At 72.4% G+C, this 15,422-nt stretch carries 14 protein-coding genes; 3 read left to right on the top strand and 11 right to left on the bottom strand.

What is annotated here, in order from left to right; genetic code table 11:
* Nucleotides 1-2: 2 nt before the first annotated feature.
* The 10 genes from hydA to ACQP1P_RS27470 form a co-directional block, all read right to left on the bottom strand.
* A complete protein-coding gene (gene hydA / locus ACQP1P_RS27425) occupies nucleotides 3-1,421 on the bottom strand; it encodes a dihydropyrimidinase (protein WP_433074469.1) in 1,419 nt (472 codons plus the stop codon).
* 15 nt (nucleotides 1,422-1,436) lie between these two features.
* Complete coding sequence (locus tag ACQP1P_RS27430; protein WP_433074472.1) at nucleotides 1,437-2,804, bottom strand: aminotransferase class III-fold pyridoxal phosphate-dependent enzyme; 1,368 nt, start codon at nucleotides 2,802-2,804, stop codon at nucleotides 1,437-1,439.
* Nucleotides 2,801-3,364: an amino acid synthesis family protein gene (locus ACQP1P_RS27435; protein ID WP_344513343.1), complete on the bottom strand. Its 564-nt coding sequence runs from the start codon at nucleotides 3,362-3,364 to the stop codon at nucleotides 2,801-2,803. The genes ACQP1P_RS27430 and ACQP1P_RS27435 overlap by 4 nt, the downstream gene beginning before the upstream one ends.
* A 90-nt stretch (nucleotides 3,365-3,454) precedes the next feature.
* Nucleotides 3,455-4,282 (bottom strand): nitrilase family protein, encoded by an 828-nt coding sequence (locus ACQP1P_RS27440; RefSeq protein ID WP_433074476.1) that lies wholly within the window; start codon nucleotides 4,280-4,282, stop codon nucleotides 3,455-3,457.
* Nucleotides 4,279-5,763, bottom strand: a complete 1,485-nt coding sequence (locus ACQP1P_RS27445; RefSeq protein WP_433074479.1) for an NAD-dependent succinate-semialdehyde dehydrogenase — start codon at nucleotides 5,761-5,763, stop codon at nucleotides 4,279-4,281. The genes ACQP1P_RS27440 and ACQP1P_RS27445 overlap by 4 nt, the downstream gene beginning before the upstream one ends.
* Before the next feature lie 50 nt (nucleotides 5,764-5,813).
* Complete coding sequence (locus ACQP1P_RS27450; protein ID WP_433074482.1) at nucleotides 5,814-6,605, bottom strand: IclR family transcriptional regulator; 792 nt, start codon at nucleotides 6,603-6,605, stop codon at nucleotides 5,814-5,816.
* A 121-nt stretch (nucleotides 6,606-6,726) separates the two neighbouring features.
* Nucleotides 6,727-7,878: an ABC transporter substrate-binding protein gene (locus tag ACQP1P_RS27455; RefSeq protein ID WP_433074485.1), complete on the bottom strand. Its 1,152-nt coding sequence runs from the start codon at nucleotides 7,876-7,878 to the stop codon at nucleotides 6,727-6,729.
* Between the two features lie 54 nt (nucleotides 7,879-7,932).
* Entirely contained in the window at nucleotides 7,933-8,742 is an 810-nt protein-coding gene (locus tag ACQP1P_RS27460; RefSeq protein WP_433074488.1) for an ABC transporter permease, read from the bottom strand.
* Nucleotides 8,742-9,533 (bottom strand): ABC transporter ATP-binding protein, encoded by a 792-nt coding sequence (locus ACQP1P_RS27465; protein WP_433074491.1) that lies wholly within the window; start codon nucleotides 9,531-9,533, stop codon nucleotides 8,742-8,744. Before ACQP1P_RS27465 ends, ACQP1P_RS27460 begins: the two co-directional genes overlap by 1 nt.
* A gap of 129 nt (nucleotides 9,534-9,662) precedes the next feature.
* The gene (locus ACQP1P_RS27470; protein ID WP_433074494.1) at nucleotides 9,663-10,616 is read right to left on the bottom strand and encodes an ABC transporter permease; all 954 of its coding nucleotides are present in this window, start codon (nucleotides 10,614-10,616) and stop codon (nucleotides 9,663-9,665) included.
* A 780-nt stretch (nucleotides 10,617-11,396) separates the two neighbouring features.
* Here ACQP1P_RS27470 and ACQP1P_RS27475 point away from each other — a divergent pair.
* A complete protein-coding gene (locus ACQP1P_RS27475) occupies nucleotides 11,397-11,984 on the top strand; it encodes a DUF6892 domain-containing protein (RefSeq protein ID WP_433074497.1) in 588 nt (195 codons plus the stop codon).
* Between the two features lie 72 nt (nucleotides 11,985-12,056).
* On the opposite strand, the gene ACQP1P_RS27480 is transcribed toward ACQP1P_RS27475, so the two are convergent.
* A complete protein-coding gene (locus ACQP1P_RS27480; RefSeq protein ID WP_433074500.1) occupies nucleotides 12,057-12,710 on the bottom strand; it encodes a DUF6304 family protein in 654 nt (217 codons plus the stop codon).
* 198 nt (nucleotides 12,711-12,908) lie between these two features.
* Here ACQP1P_RS27480 and ACQP1P_RS27485 point away from each other — a divergent pair, with 198 nt between their 5' ends.
* Both ACQP1P_RS27485 and nhaA read left to right on the top strand, forming a co-directional pair.
* Nucleotides 12,909-14,087 (top strand): hypothetical protein, encoded by a 1,179-nt coding sequence (locus ACQP1P_RS27485; RefSeq protein WP_433074503.1) that lies wholly within the window; start codon nucleotides 12,909-12,911, stop codon nucleotides 14,085-14,087.
* 141 nt (nucleotides 14,088-14,228) lie between these two features.
* Nucleotides 14,229-15,410, top strand: a complete 1,182-nt coding sequence (gene nhaA / locus ACQP1P_RS27490; protein ID WP_433074506.1) for a Na+/H+ antiporter NhaA — start codon at nucleotides 14,229-14,231, stop codon at nucleotides 15,408-15,410.
* The last annotated feature ends 12 nt before the right edge of the window (nucleotides 15,411-15,422 follow it).

Raw genomic sequence — 15,422 nt, forward strand, 5'->3', positions numbered from 1 at the left:
GTTCAGAAGAGGTTCGGCGCGCCGCGGTCGGCGAACTGGCCCCGGCCCGCACTGCCGGAGAACGAGCCCGACGCGTCGACGAGGTGGTCGCCGCGGGAGAAGACGTGGACCGGCTTGCCGGTCACCCGCATCCCGTCGTAGAGGTTGTAGTCGGTGCGCATGTGGGTGCCCTCGGTCGTGATGACGTGGTCGGCCTTCGGGTCCCACACGACCAGGTCGGCGTCGGCCCCGACGGCGACGATCCCCTTGCGGGGGAACAGGCCGAAGAGCTTGGCCGGCCGGGTCGAGACCAGGTCGACGAAGCGGCAGGCGTCGAAGCGGCCGCTCGCCACGCCGCCCTCCCAGAGCACCATGAGCCGGTCCTCGATGCCGGGCACCCCGTTGGGGACCTTCGGGAAGTAGCCGGGGCTGCGCAGTTTCTGCGGGGGCAGGTCGTCGGGCTGGTGCAGGCAGAAGCCCGCGTGGTCGGTCGCGACCGTCGCCACCGCGCCGGTGACGAGCGCCTTCCACAGGCCTTCCTGGTTGCTGCGCTCGCGGATCGGCGGGGAGCACAGGTAGGCGGCGGCCTTCTCGCCCAGGCCCTCGTAGTCCTCGTAGGCGACCTGCAGGTACTGCGGGCAGGTCTCCGCCCACACCCGGCGGCCGTCCGCCCGGGCCCGGCTGATCTCGTCGGCCGCGGCGGCGCTGGAGACGTGCACGACGTACAGCGGCGCCCCGACGGACTCGGCGAGCACGATCGCGCGGTGCACGGCCTCGGCCTCGGAGTCGTGGCCGTGGGCGGTCGCGTGGAAGTGCTCGGCCGTGTCGCCGCGGTCGATGAGCAGCTGGGTCTCGCGGGCCACCATGTGCCCGTTCTCGGCGTGCACCATCGGCAGCACGCCGAGCTCGCGGGCGAGGTCGAAGCCCTCGAGCAGCTCGCCGTCGTCGACCATCTGGGTGCCGGGGTAGGCCATGAAGAACTTCCAGCTGGCCGCCCCCTCGCCGGCGAGGCGGCGCAGGTCGTCGAGCACGTCGGGCTGCTGGACGCGGGGCGGGACGATGGCGTGCAGACCGAAGTCGACGACCGAGCGCTCCAGGGCCGCGTCGCGGCGGCGCAGGTACGTGTCGTACAGCGACCGGTCCGGCTCCTTCTTGACGAAGTCCAGGATCGTCGTGGTGCCGCCGTGCGCGGCGGCGACGGTCCCGGTGTGGAAGTCGTCGGCCGTCCTGGTGGTGAACCCGTCGATCGGGTACTCCAGGTGCGTGTGCGCGTCGATCCCGCCCGGGATGACGAGCATGCCGGTCGCGTCGATGACCGTGTCGGCGGTCCAGTCCGAACCGATACCGAGCGCGACGATCCGGCCGTCGCGCACGAGCACGTCGGCGCGGATGGCCGCGTCGGCGTTGACGACCGTACCGCCGCGAATCAGTGTCGATCCCATGGCAATCTCCCCAGCTCAGCCCTGGTAGTGCTCGTCGGCGAGGGCGAGGACCTCGTCGAGCACGCCGAGCGCCAGGTCGATCTCGGCGGCGTTGATGACCAGCGGCGGCGTGAGGCGCAGGACGTTGAAGTTGGCGGTGAGGTACACGCCCCGCTCCATCGCCGCCTTGAGCAGCCTGCCCACCGGGGCGGCCGTGGGTCCCTTGGCGTTGAACGGGACGAGCGGCTCCTTGGTCGCGCGGTTCTTCACCAGCTCGACGCCGTAGAAGAGGCCGCGGCCGCGGATGTCGCCGATGCTCGGGTGCCGCTCGGCCAGCTGGGCCAGGCCGGCGCCGAGGCGCTCGCCCATCGCCCGGGAGTTGTCGACGACGCCCTCGTCCTGCATGATCCGCAGCGAGGCCACGCCGGACGCGCAGGCGAGGGGGTGACCGGCGTAGGTCATGCCGCCCCAGAACATGTTCGTCCGCAGCCACTCGGAGATCCGCTCGTTCACCGTCATCGCGCCGAGCGGGACGTAGCCCGAGTTCAGGCCCTTGGCGGTGATGAGGATGTCGGGCGTGACGTTCCAGTGGTTGCAGGCGAACCACTCGCCGGTGCGGCCGAAGCCGGCCATGACCTCGTCGAAGATCAGGATGATGCCGTACCGGTCGCAGACCTCGCGCAGCGACCGCAGGTACCCGTCCGGCGGGTAGATCAGGCCGTTGGTCCCGGTGACCGGCTCGACGATGACGGCGGCGACGGTCTCGGGGTTCTCGTACTGCAGGATCTCCTCGAGGTGCGGCCCGCCCGAGCAGACCGGGCACGGGTCGGGGTGCCCGGCCGGGCAGCGGTACGTGTACGGGTCGAGCATCCGCACCACGCCGCTGATGCCCGGCTCCGCGGCCCACCGGCGCGGGTCGCCGGTGAGCGACATCGCACCGGCGGTGGCGCCGTGGTACGAGCGGTACCGCGCGACGATCTTGTGCCGGCCGGTCACGTGGCGGGCGAGCCGCACCGCGTTCTCGTTGGCCGCCGCGCCGCCGGTGGTGAAGAAGCTCATCTTCAGGTCGCCCGGGGTCAGGTGCGCGATCATCTCGGCGAGCTCGGCCCGCGAGCGCTCCGCGAACCCGGGGCCGATGTAGCACAGCTCCTCGGCCTGGGCGCGGATCGCCTCGACGAGGCGGGGGTGCTGGTGGCCCAGGTTGAGGTTGACGAGCTGCGACTGGAAGTCCAGGTACTTGCGGCCGTCGTAGTCCCAGAACCACGAGCCCGAGCCGCCGGCGACCGGGATCGGGTCGAGCGAGCCCTGCACCGACCAGGAGTGGATGACGTACTCCTTGTCGGCCGCCTTCACCCGCTCGGCGGTCCAGGCCTCGGTGTCGATCTGGTGCTCGGTGATGGTCATGCGCCGGCCTTGACCTCGGCGCCGAACGTGGCGAGGCGGGCGAGCGGGCGGCCGGCGTTGGCCGCGGCGACGATCACGAAGATCTCGCGGGGCCGCGGGACGTCGGCGACCTGCAGCGTCACCGTCTGGTGGTGCGAGCGGGTCTTCGAGTCCAGCTTGTGCTTGAGCGGGATGTCGATCGGGCTGCCGGTGAGCCCGACCTTCTCGGCCGCCGGGAGCAGCTCGGTGCCGCCGGCCGCGTTGCGGAACATGTTGCCGAACCGCAGGTTGTGAATGAGCGCCGAGCCGTGCTCGAGCTCCCCGTCGATGCCGACGAGCGCCGCCTTGCCGAAGGCCTCGACCTCGTCGCCCAGCAGCTCGACGCAGGCCGGCCCGATGAGGCTGCCGATCTCCTCGCCCAGCTCGTCGGCGAGGGTCACCAGATCCTGCACGTACTCGCTGGGGTACGGGTTCTCGATGACGACCCCGACGAACGCGACGCGGTGGCGGGGCTGCACGTCCTGACCGTTCTCGAGCCAGGTCTCCTCGAGGTGGCGAACGATCTTCCGGACCCTGATCACGATCACTCCCTTGTGGTTCATTCAACGAACCGTCGGTTCAAATACTGTAGACACTGTGGGGGGCTGTCAAGAGTCGCGAGGACTCGAAGCTCAGCTCGAGTAGAGGTCGGTCCGCCGGTCGGCCAGGGGCTGGTTGAACGGGTTCTCCCGGCGCTCACGGCGGGTGCCGACGAGGTCGACCTCGGCCAGCACCAGCTCTTCGCGGTCGCGGCTCGCGGGCCCGGCCAGCGGCCAGCCGTCGGGGCCCACGAGCACGGACCGCCCGACGAACTCCTGCCCGCGCTCGACGCCGATCCGGCTGACGCCGGCGACGAAGAACTGGTTGCTGTGCGCGCCCGTCATGCACATCAGGTGCGCCATCGCCGGCCCGGTGTCGGGCTGGCCGGGCACGGGCACCCAGTTCGACGGCAGCACGAGCAGATCCGCGCCCTGTACGGCCACGCTGCGGAACGTCTCGGGGAACCAGGCGTCGTAACAGATGCCGACGCCGATGCGCCCCAGCGCGGTGTCGAACACCGGGAAGCCGGCCGTGTTCGGGTCGTAGATGCGTTTCTCGTCGTTCCACAGATGGGCCTTGCGGTACGTGCCCAGGTGGCCGTCCGGGCCGAGCACCACCGCCGAGTTGTAGACCCGGTCCCCGTCGAGCTCGGTCAGGCCGCCGACGATCCAGATCCCCAGCTCCGCCGCGAGCGCGGCCCAGCCGGTGCTCGTCGGGCCGCCGGGTACCGGCTCCGCGTACTGCGCCGCCTCCGCCCGGTCCGCGAACACGTAGCCGGCCGAGGACGCCTCGGGCAGCACGACGAGCCTGGCCCCCTCGGCCGCGGCCCGCCGGATCCAGGCCGACGAGGCCGCGAGGTTGCCCTCGACGTCACCGAGCACCGGTTCCCACTGGACGCCGGCCAGGACGAAGCCGGTCACCAGCTCGCCCGGACGGCCGTGTACTTGATGTTCAGGTACTCGTCGATGCCGACCCGGCCGCCCTCGCGGCCGAGGCCGGACTGCTTCACCCCGCCGAACGGCGCCGCCGGGTTGGAGATGACGCCCTGGTTGAGCCCGACCATGCCGCTCTCGAGGCGTTCGCTGACGCGCAGGCCGCGGGCGAGGTTCTCGGTGAAGACGTAGGAGGCGAGGCCGTACTCCGAGGCGTTGGCCAGGCCGACCGCCTCGTCCTCGGCGTCGAAGAGCACGATCGGGGCCACCGGGCCGAAGATCTCCTCGCGGACGGTCCGGGCGTCGCCGGGCACGTCGGCCAGGACCGTCGGGGCGAAGAAGTGCCCGTCGCCGTCGAGCGCCGCTCCCCCGGTCACGACCCGGGCGCCGGCCGCGGTCGCGTCGGCGACCAGCTCGCCGACCGACCGCACGGCGTTGCCGTCGATGAGCGGGCCCACCTCGGTCGCGGGGTCGAGGCCGTGGCCGACGCGCAGGCGGCCCAGGCGCTCGGCCAGGCCGCTGACGAACTGCTCCGCGACGGAGCGCTGGACGTAGAAGCGGTTGGCGGCGGTACAGGCCTCGCCGACGTTGCGCATCTTGGCCTGGACGGCCCCCTCGACGGCGAGCTCGAGATCGGCGTCGTCGAAGACCAGGAACGGCGCGTTGCCACCGAGCTCCATGGACGTGCGCAGCACCCGCTGGGCGGCCTGGCCCAGCAGGGTCCGGCCCACCTCGGTCGAGCCGGTGAACGACACCTTGCGCAGCCGCGGGTCGTCCAGCAGCGCCGAGCTGGCCTCGCCCGAGCGGGCCGTGGTGAACACGTTGACCACACCCCGCGGGACGCCGGCCTCCTCGAGGATCGCCACCAGCGCCAGCATCGACAGCGGGGTCTGCTTGGCCGGCTTCACCACGACCGTGCAGCCGGCCGCGAGCGCGGGGCCGATCTTGCGGGTGCCCATCGCCATCGGGAAGTTCCACGGGGTGATGAGCAGGCACGGGCCGACCGGCTGGCGCATGAGCAGCACCCGGGAGCCGCCGGCCGGGGCCGGCAGGTAGCCGCCGTCGATGCGGACGGCCTCCTCGGCGAACCACCGCAAGAACTCCGCCGCGTAGCTGACCTCGGCCTGCGACTCGGCGAAGGCCTTGCCCATCTCCAGGGTCATCAGCCCGGCCAGGTCGTCGCGGCGGGCCACCATCAGCTCGAACGCCCGGCGCAGCACCTCGCCGCGCTCGCGCGGTGCCGTGGCCGCCCAGGCGTGCTGGGCCCGGTCGGCGGCGGCCAGGGCGTCGAGCGCGTCGGCGACGGATGCGTCGGCGACCTCCGCGATCACCGAGCCGGTCGCCGGGTCCTCGACCGCCAGGGCCTTGCCGCCCCGGGCCGCCCGCCACTCGCCGTCGATGTACAGGCCCTTCGGCACCCGGCCGGCCGTCGCCGTCGCCGCGGCCAGCGCCTCGTCAAATGCGGCCATTGTTTCCTCCTCCACCGGCCGGTCGTCCCCGGTCCGGTCCGTCGCCGGCGCTACAGCCGGCCTAGCCCACTGGGCAGCTCGATGTCGGTATTGCTGAGCAGCTCGCTGAGTTGCCGGGCGGCCTTCATGACCGACTCCGCCACGTCGGGGATGCGGTCGCGGGTGAGCCGGTAGGTGGGGCCACCGATCCAGACCGCGTACGGCGTGGTGCCCCGGATTCGCACCGGCGCGGCCACGGAGGCCGCGCCGACCTCGAGCTCGTCGTAGGCGAACGCGAACCCGCGGTCGCGGACCGCCGCCAGCGAGCCCATGAACGTGTCCAGGTCGCCGACCTCGGGCGGGGCGGACGCGGCGAACTCCTCGGCGAAGTCGGCGCGGACCTCGGCCGGGTCGAGCGCGGCCAGCAGCACCTTGCCGGTGGACGTGGCCCACACGGGCTGGGTCCGCGGCACGGGCTTGAGGGTCTGGCCGATGAGCGAGGGTCCCGGCACCTGGGCCACCACCATCACCTTGGGGGCGAGCAGGACGTCGAAGCCCGCCGTCTCCCGCGTCTCCCCCGCCAGGCCGCGCAGGACGTCACGCATGTGGCCGTAGGCGCCGCCGCCGTCGAGCAGGCCGCCCACGATGGACAGCAGGCCCAGGGACACGCGGTACCGCCGCGTCACCGGGTCGAGGGTCAGCCAGCTCTCCCGCTCGAGCACGGTCAGCACCCGGTAGCAGGTCGCCTTCGGAATGCCCGCCTCGCGCGCGACCTCGCTGAGGCCGACGCCCTCGGGGTGGGCGGCCACCGCGCGCAGCAGCCAGATGGTGCGCCGGACCAGCCCGGCTTCACCAGATGCCATCGAGTTCCTCCCGTTATCCGCTTGCCATCGTCAGCGGCAATTCTTTCGATGCCATCCTGGCAGGCGCGGCGGGCCACCGGGATGCCGGACGAGATCGTGCCCCGTCCGGCACCCCGAGCGGCTACTTGCCGCCCTCGGTGATCGTCGGCGTCTCGGGCTTGTAGGAGCTGCCCGTGACGTCCACGCCCGCCGCCTTGAGCTCCTCGCGGGCCTTGTCGGACAGGTCGGTGCGGAACGCGGTGCCGTCCGGCTTGCTCTTGAGCACGCCGCCCTTGATCGCGATGTCGATGGTGGAGTCCCACGACTTCTGGTCCATCGCCCCGATGCCGTTCGGCGAGGGCCAGATCAGCTTGTTGACCTCGGTGAGCATCCAGGTCTGGTGACCGGTGCCCAGTGCGCTGCCGTGGTTGAGCACGATGTCGACGCAGCCCTTGAGGTCGTCGCGGCAGGCGGCCCAGCCCTGGTACGACGCCTTGAGGAACTTCACCGCGGTGTCCTGGTTGGCCTGGTCCTTGAGCCAGTCCCCGCGGGCGTAGATGCCGTCCTCGAGGCTGGTGTAGCCGGCGTCCTGCAGGCTGATCGCGGTGAAGTCCGACGGCTGGTACAGCTTGCCGGTCTTCGGGTTCTTGGTCTCCAGCAGCTGGGCGTACTCGTTGTACGTCTTCGCCTGCGCGCTGTCGACCTCGCGCTTGAGCAGCAGCGACATGTCGAACGGCTGCTGGATGATCTGGGTGTCCTTGGTCGGCTCGACGCCCGCGCCGCGCATCGCCGCGTACTGCACCAGCTCGTTGCCGTAGCCCCAGCTGCCGGTCTTCTTGCCCTTGAGGTCGGCGAGGGTCTTGATGCCCGAGTCGGCCCAGGCGACCTGCAGGTACGCGCCGCGCTGGAAGACCTGGCCGATGTTGACCAGGTCCGCGCCCTGCTCGCGGGTCGCCATCGTCTTGGTGACGTGGCTGACCGCGAACTCGGCGTTGCCGGACGAGAGGACCTGCTGGGGGACGATGTTGACGCCGCCCTCCTGGATGGTCACGTCCAGGCACGCCGCGTCGTAGAAGCCCTTGTCCTTCGCCGCGTAGTAGCCGGCGAACTGGGCCTGGGCGACCCACTGGAGCACGACGCGGACCTTGGTCTTCGACTGGCAGTCCTTGCCGGCGTCGGAGGCGGCCTGCGTGCCGCTGTCGGACATCCCGCCACAGCCGGTCGCGAGCAGCGCGGTGGCGGTGAGGGCGCTCAGACCGGCTGCTAACCGGCCCGGCCGTCTACGAAGGAACATGCTGACTCCAAAGCAGAGAAGAGTTCGGGGGTATTGCGGAGGGGGGTGCGGCGCCTACGGGTTCTCGTCGTGCAGCGAGGAGTGCCAGGGCATGAGCAGGCGCTCCAGCAGCGACACGACGCCGAACATGGCCAGGCCGAGCACGCTCGCCACGAGGATGCCGGCCCAGGCGTAGTCGAACCGGGGCAGCGACGCCTGCGAGGCGATGTAGACGCCGAGTGCGTTGCTCGGGCCGCCGAAGTACTCGGTCACGATCACGCCGATGACGGCGAGGGTGGAGCCGAGCTTCAACGCGTTGAACAGGAAGGGCAGCGCGTTGGGCAGTCGCAGCATCAGCGCCACGTGTCGGGGCTTGGCCGCCAGCGACTGCATGAGCTCCAGGTGCAAGGGTGAGACCTGCAGCAGGCCCCGGGTCGTGTTGACCAGAACGGGGAAGAACACCATCACGGCGGCGACGCCGGCCTTGGAGACCAGGCTGGTGACGCCGAACCAGTTGTTGAAGATCGGGGCCAGGGCCACGATCGGGGCGCAGTTGATGATGACGGCGACCGTGAGCACGGGCCCGGACATGCTCGGGAACCGGCTCAGCACCAGCGCCACCACGACGCCCCAGACCACGCCCATGAGCAGGCCGAGCAGGACCGCCTCGACGGTGATCCGGGAGGCCGACATGATCGTGCCGAACTGGCCGGCGAACGCGGACAGGATCGCGGTCGGCGTCGGGAGGATGAACGACGGGACGTCGAAGAGGATGACGGCGAGCTGCCACACGCCGAGGATCACCACGGCGGTGACGACGACCGGCAGGACGCGGCCGAGCTGGGCCCGCAGCCGGGACGGCTGGACGGCCTGGGTGACGGCCATCAGGCGGCCTGCTCGGCGAGCTCGCTGTGCAGGGCCGTGCGGGCCTCGGTCACCTTGGCGAAGAACGCTTCGGTGGTACGGGTGGCCGAGGTCCTCGGGTACGGCAGGTCCACGTCGATGCTCGCGGCGATCCGGCCCGGGCGCGCCGACATGACGACGATCCGCGAGGACAGGAAGACCGCCTCGGAGATGCTGTGCGTGACGAACACGACCGTGGTCCGGGTGTCGGCCCAGATCCGCAGCAGCTCGCCCTGCAGCCGCTCGCGGTTCATCTCGTCCAGCGCCCCCAGCGGCTCGTCCATGAACAGGATCGCCGGGTCGGCGGAGAGCGCGCGGGCGATCGCCACCCGCTGCTGCATGCCGCCGGAGAGCTGCCACGGGAAGTGCTTGGCGAACTCGGAGAGCCGCACGAGCTCCAGCATCTCCTGCGCCTTCGCCCGGCGGGCCTGCTTGTCGGCCCCGGCGACCTGCAGCGGCAGCTCCACGTTGCGCTGGACGCTGCGCCAGTCGAACAGGCCGGCCTGCTGGAAGACCATCCCGTAGTCGCGGTCGGTCCGGGCGGCGCGGGGCGTCTTGCCGTTGAGCGTCACCGTGCCGCTGGTCGGCTCGGTGAGGTCGGCCAGCACGCGCAGCAGGGTGCTCTTGCCGCAGCCGCTCGGGCCGAGCAGCGACACGAACTCGCCGCGCTCGATCGTCAGGTCGATGTTCTGAAGCGCGGTCACCGAGCGCTTGCCGCCGCTGTTGAACTCCTTGTTGACTCCGCGGACGGAGATGATGGCGGGCTCAGTCATCAGCTACTCCAGGCACATGTCGAAGGTTCGGTGCGGTCTTGCCACCGCGGACGCCGGGATTCCTGGCGGGAGCGACGGTCCGCCGCTGACGCGGTCCGAGCCATGGGCTTTTGGCGCTTCTCGCACGGCTCACGCATGGCGGTGCCGGAGCGCGAATCGCTCGATCAGGCCCAGCAGCTGCACGAAGACGATGCCGGCGACCGCGGAGACGAGGACGGCCGCGTAGAGCTTCTCCGGGCCGTTCGAGTAGTAGTAGGCGAAGGTGAGGATCGACCGGCCGATGCCGCGGCCGGTGCCGGCCGACAGCTCGCCGACGATCGCGCCCACGACGCTCGCCGTCGCGGCCAGCCGGAGCCCGGCGAACACGAAGGGCAGCGAGGCCGGGACGCGCAGCCACCACAGCACCTGGCGACGCTTGGCGCCGACGCTGTGCATGAGCTCCAGGTGCACCTTCTGCGGTGACTTCAGGCCGCGCAGCGTGTTGATCGTGACGGGGAAGAACGCCAGGTAGGCGGCGATGCCGGTCACGGCGATCCAGGGCGGGGCGCCGGCCTTGCCGCCCCAGATCACGATCATCGGGGCGATCGCCACCAGCGGCACCGTCTGCGACGCCACCAGCCACGGCATCAGGCCCTTGCTGATCGGGACCACGTTGAGGAACACGATCGCGAGCAGCAGGCCGAGCACGGAGCCGGCGACGAGGCCGTAGAGGGCCTCGCGCAGCGTCACCGTGGTCTCGCCGATCAGGTACGCGGCCAGGGACGTCGAGTCGCCGCGCCGGGCCGGCTCGATCAGCGAGTGCAGGATCGTCGAGAGGTGCGGCATCGACAGGTCGTCGGTGGCCACCGGGAAGCCGACCCCGGTTCCGGGGATGACGTCGCCGACCGCCTGGCCCAGCGCCTTGTACCCCTCCCAGAGCCCGGCGAGCAGCGCGACGACCCCGATCGAGCCGACGGTGTTGATGACGTGTTTCTTCACATCAGGTCCGCGAAGGGACCGGCCCTGCGCCAGCTGCTGCCGCCCGCGCTGGGCGCGCCCCGTCTCGGCCGACGTCGGCGGCGGAACGATCTTTGTCGCGGTCATGTGCAGGCACTCTCCGAAACCTCTCGGGAGCCGTCGTCCGGCGGTAGTGTTTCACTCAGTGAACCGTTGGATCGGATCACTCAGTGAACTGGTGGTTCACGATAGAGCCGTGACTCAGGGCACGTCAATGCATCCGGCAACGCGGATCTCACACGTTTCGCCGGGCCGTCCAACCCCTGGTGACCTGGGTATTTCCGCGCATTTCCGGTGCGTTTCGCGTCGCCCGAACGGCCGAGCCCGCCCCCGGCCGGACGGGTGCGGCCGACGACCCCCGGGGGTTGGACCGCCCGCGGCGGCCGGGCGGCGCCGTGCTCATGGGGTCAGCGCACGGTGACGCCGTCGAGCATCCAGTACCAGCTGTTGGTCGCGTCGTCCATGAAGCGTGAGCGGCCGCCCAGGTCCCAGCGCGCCCATCCCCGGCGCCGAGGAGACGGTCCGGCAGCTGCGCGAGCGCGGGCTGGCCGTCGTCTTCACCACCGCCTTCGGCCGCGCCACCGCCGACGCCCTGGGCTGGCGCTCGCTCGCCGACGCGGTGCTCACGCCGGCCGACGCGGGCGGTCGACTTCCTGGCCGCCCACCTCGGGCTCCTCGCCGTTGCGGTCGTGCTCGCCATCCGATAGCGGCCTGACCCCTGCACAGCCGGTCGCCGCGTCGTTCGAGGCGCCGGTCGCGGTCGCGCGGGCGGCGCTGATCCGGCCAGGGTGCCGCGGCGCTCGGCGCGACGGTCGTCGGGCAAGGAGTGGTGCGACGTCACCGCCGATCCCCGGTACTTTCGTGATCATGACCATCGTCTTCGCCGACCGGGGCCTGCACCTCGGGGTCCTGGGCGCCCTCCTGAGCAGCGGCGACATCGCCGCCGACGACCTGCGGGCCGTCGTCGACTCGACCGGGCCGGACGGCCCGGACGACGGCTACCCGGGCCCCGGCCCGCGCCTGGCGGCGTCACTGGACCTCCTGCACGCCTTCCCGGTGCCCTCAGCCCTGGCGGCGGCGGTCGAGCGGCTGGACTTCGACGGCGGCAACGACATCTACATGCTCATCGAGCAGACCCTGGACATCGACACCGGCGGCGAGACCGACGACTACAACGTGACGTCGCTGGAGGGCATCCACGCGCTGCCGGGCCTGCTGTCGCTGAACCTCGACGGCCACGGCTACCACCCGGCGCCGCTGGACCTGACCCCGCTGACGGGCCACCCGACGCTCACGAAGCTGTACCTCACCGGCGACTGCACGGCGGCCGGCGCCCTGGAGTCCCTGCCGGCACTGCGCGACCTGGACGTCGCCCTGGCCCGCCTCGACGACCCGGCCGTCCTGCCCCGCCTGGAGTCGCGCGGCGTGACGATCCGCCATCCCCGGCGCCGCTGAACCACCGGGTGCACGCGTACGTCTCCCCCGTTCGCGGACGCGGCGAAGACCGCATGATGCGCGGCGGCATGATCAGGGGAACGCGCCACGGTACCCCTCGTCGCCCCGGCGCTCGTACTCGGCGCACAGGTAGGTCTCCTGGACGAACCCGGTCAAGGTGCCCCACGCCGCGAGAAGCTCGCGTTTACCGTGGACCGCCCGGTAGCCGGCCTTGTTGTCCCTGAAACAGGCCAGCCCTGCGAACATCACGACGCCGGCGGGATGGTAGTCGGAGAAGGCGCAGCTGATGCAGGCCTTGAGACCGGCGCCCGGCGGCAGCGCGCGCTGCACCTCGATCAACGCCGCCTCGAAGTCGGCGTGCGTGCCGCTGGTCGCGAACACGCCGGTTCCGTGATGCAGCGCCAGCTCGACGCGGTCGCGGCCGCCGCGGTCGTCCGGGGCACCGAGGACGATTCGGCAGCGCAGCGTCGCCGGCTCGACCGCGCCGGCGGCTGTCGTCACCCGCACCGGCACGTCGCACTCGATGGTGCAGGCGCACAACGAATCGCCGGTCAGCAGGAACGGGGCGCCCGGCCCCAGCGGCTCGACGGGGTCGAGCACGTCGAACGCGGCGCCGCGGAAGGCCACGCCGCGGATACGAACGGCGAGCGTCCGGCCGTCGTTGTGGATGGTGATCGCCTCGGAGCCATGCCTGTCGCTGTAGTGTCCGAGCCAGAGCGGCACCATGCGGCACATGGTAGTGGCGGCGCCGGCGGGCAGCCGCTCGACCGCGGCGGCGTAACGACGGGGCCGGGGCGGGCGTTGCGGGAGCGCCGGTGGTGCCATGCGTGCGGGATCGGTCGATCGGTCAGGGTTGGGACGTTACGGCATCGATCGATGGATTGTTCGGTGCCCGCGTGCCGCGCGGCCGCTATGGTCGCCCGCATGCCTTTCGTCCGATTAGCCCGGAACGCGGTGCTGCGATGGCGGCGCGTGTCGATCCTCGCCGGGGTGCTCGCGGTGTTGTGCGGGGTCCCCGCCGCCGCGGCGATGGTCTCCGGCACGGCGCTCCCGGCGCCCTCGTTCGACGGGCCCGTCTACGCCGTCGCCTACCGCGGCGCGACCGTATACGTCGGCGGCGCCTTCACCGCCGCGGTCGTCGACGGCCACCGCGTGCCCCGTCAGCGCCTGGCCGCGTTCGACGCCCGCACCGGGGCGCTGCTCGACTGGGCCCCGGCCGCCGACGCCACCGTCCGGGCGCTCGCCGTGGCCGGCGCCACCGTCTACGTGGCGGGGGAGTTCGGCACCGTCGGCGGCGCGGCCCGCTCGCGCCTCGCCGGGCTCGATGCCGACAGCGGCACGGTCACCGCGTTCCAGCACCGCGTCGCCGGGCAGGTGGCGACGCTCGCCTCCGGGCACGACAGGCTGTACGCCGGCGGCAGCTTCTCCACCGTCGACGGGGTCAAGCACGCCAACCTCGCGGCGTTCACGCTCGCCGACGGCGCCCTGGACGCCGGGTGGGCCGCGGGCAGCGACGAGGCCGTCACCGGGCTCGCCGTCACGAGCGGCCGGGTGTACGCCGGCGGCGGCTTCCACCGCGTCAACGGGCAGTCCGCGCTGCGCCTGGCCGCGCTCGATCCGGCCACCGGGAAGCTCGACCGCGGGTTCCGCCCCAACCCCCCGGCGATCGTGCTCGCCGTCGCCGCCGCCGACGGTACCGAGGCCGGCTCCTCGGCCCTGGTCGCGGTCGCGATGGGCGGGCAGGGCGGCCGCGCCGCGGCGTACACGCTCGCCGGCGCCCAGCGCTGGCAGCGGGTCTTCGACGGCGACGCGCAGGCCGTCGCGGTCCTCGACGGGATCACGTACGTCGGCGGGCACTTCGACTCGGCCTGCACGACCACGCGCAACCAGGCGCACGGCGTGTGCAGCGACCGCTCGGTGAAACGGGTCAAGCTCGCCGCGATCAGCTCCTCCGGCCGGCTCACGAGCTGGGCGCCGCAGGCCAACGGCATCGTCGGGGTGCGCAGCCTGGCCGCGAGCCCGGTCACCGGCACGGTCACCGCGGGCGGGGAGTTCACGACCATCGGCGGCATCGTGCAGAAGCGGGTCGCCGTGTTCGGCTAAGGCCGCGGCGCCGGGCCCGTGCCGGGTTGTCACGGTTCCGTCATGGTTCCTCGGGCTGTTCGTCACACCGGGCGGCGACGCTTGCACCGGTGTGCCGGGAAGCCTGGTCGGCGACGTGTTGCCGACGACTCGAGGAGCTTCATGGCCGGCACGACCATGCGTTGGGCGCCGTCGCGGCGCATCGCCGAGGTGCTGCGCACCGAGACCGTCGGCGGGGTGCTGCTGCTCGCCGCCGCCGTGGTGGCCCTCGGCTGGGCGAACTCACCCTGGTCGGGGGCGTACGAGAGCCTCGGCGCAGTGCGGATCGGCCCGGCCGCCTGGCATCTGGACCTGACGCTCGCGGCCTGGGCGGCGGACGGGCTGCTGGCGCTGTTCTTCTTCGTGGCCGGGCTGGAGCTCAAGCGCGAGCTCGTCGCCGGTGAGCTGCGCGAGGTGCGCCGGGCCGTCCTGCCGGTGGCCGCGGCGGTCGGCGGGATGGCGGTGCCGGCGCTGCTGTACGTGCTGGTGAACCTCGCCGGCCCCGGCGACGCGCGCGGCTGGGCGGTGCCGACGGCGACCGACATCGCGTTCGCCCTGGCCGTGCTCGCCGTGGCCGGGTCCCGGGCACCGGCCGGCCTGCGGACGTTCCTGCTGACGCTCGCCGTGGTAGACGACCTGCTCGCCATCGGCGTGATCGCCGTGTTCTACACGGCCCACCTCGCGGTGCTGCCGCTGCTGGCCGCGCTCGTCCCGCTCGCCGCGTTCGGCTGGGTCGTGCGCCGGGGCGGCCGGCGGGACGGGTGGCTGCTCCCGCCGCTCGCGGTCGCGGTCTGGCTGCTGGTGCACGCCTCGGGCGTGCACGCCACGGTCGCCGGGGTGCTGCTGGCCTTCCTGGTGCCGGTCCGCCGCGGCGAGGCCCTGGAGCATCGGCTGCGGCCGGTGTCGGCCGGGTTCGCGGTGCCGGTCTTCGCGTTCTTCGCGGCGGGCGTACCGCTGGCCGGCGCCGCCTCGCTCGGCGCCGCGGTGCGCAGCCCGGTCGCGCTCGGGGTGCTGGCCGGGCTGGTGCTCGGCAAGCCGGTCGGGGTGCTGGCCGCGGCCTGGCTGACCCGCCGGCTCACCGGGGCCGCCGCGCCGGGCGGCCTCGCCCGGCGGGATCTGGTCGCGGCCGGCCTGCTGTCGGGGATCGGGTTCACCGTGTCGCTGCTCATCGCCGAGCTGGCCTTCGGCCCCGGCACTGCCGCCGGCGAGCAGGCCCGGCTGGCGGTCCTGGCCGGCTCGTGCCTGTCGGCGGGCATCGCCGTCGTGGCGCTGCGCCGCCGGTCGGTGCTTGCGGAGGGGGCCTGATGCAGACTGGGC

The organism is Dactylosporangium sp. CA-052675, from assembly GCF_050947935.1.
Classification (GTDB): domain Bacteria; phylum Actinomycetota; class Actinomycetes; order Mycobacteriales; family Micromonosporaceae; genus Dactylosporangium.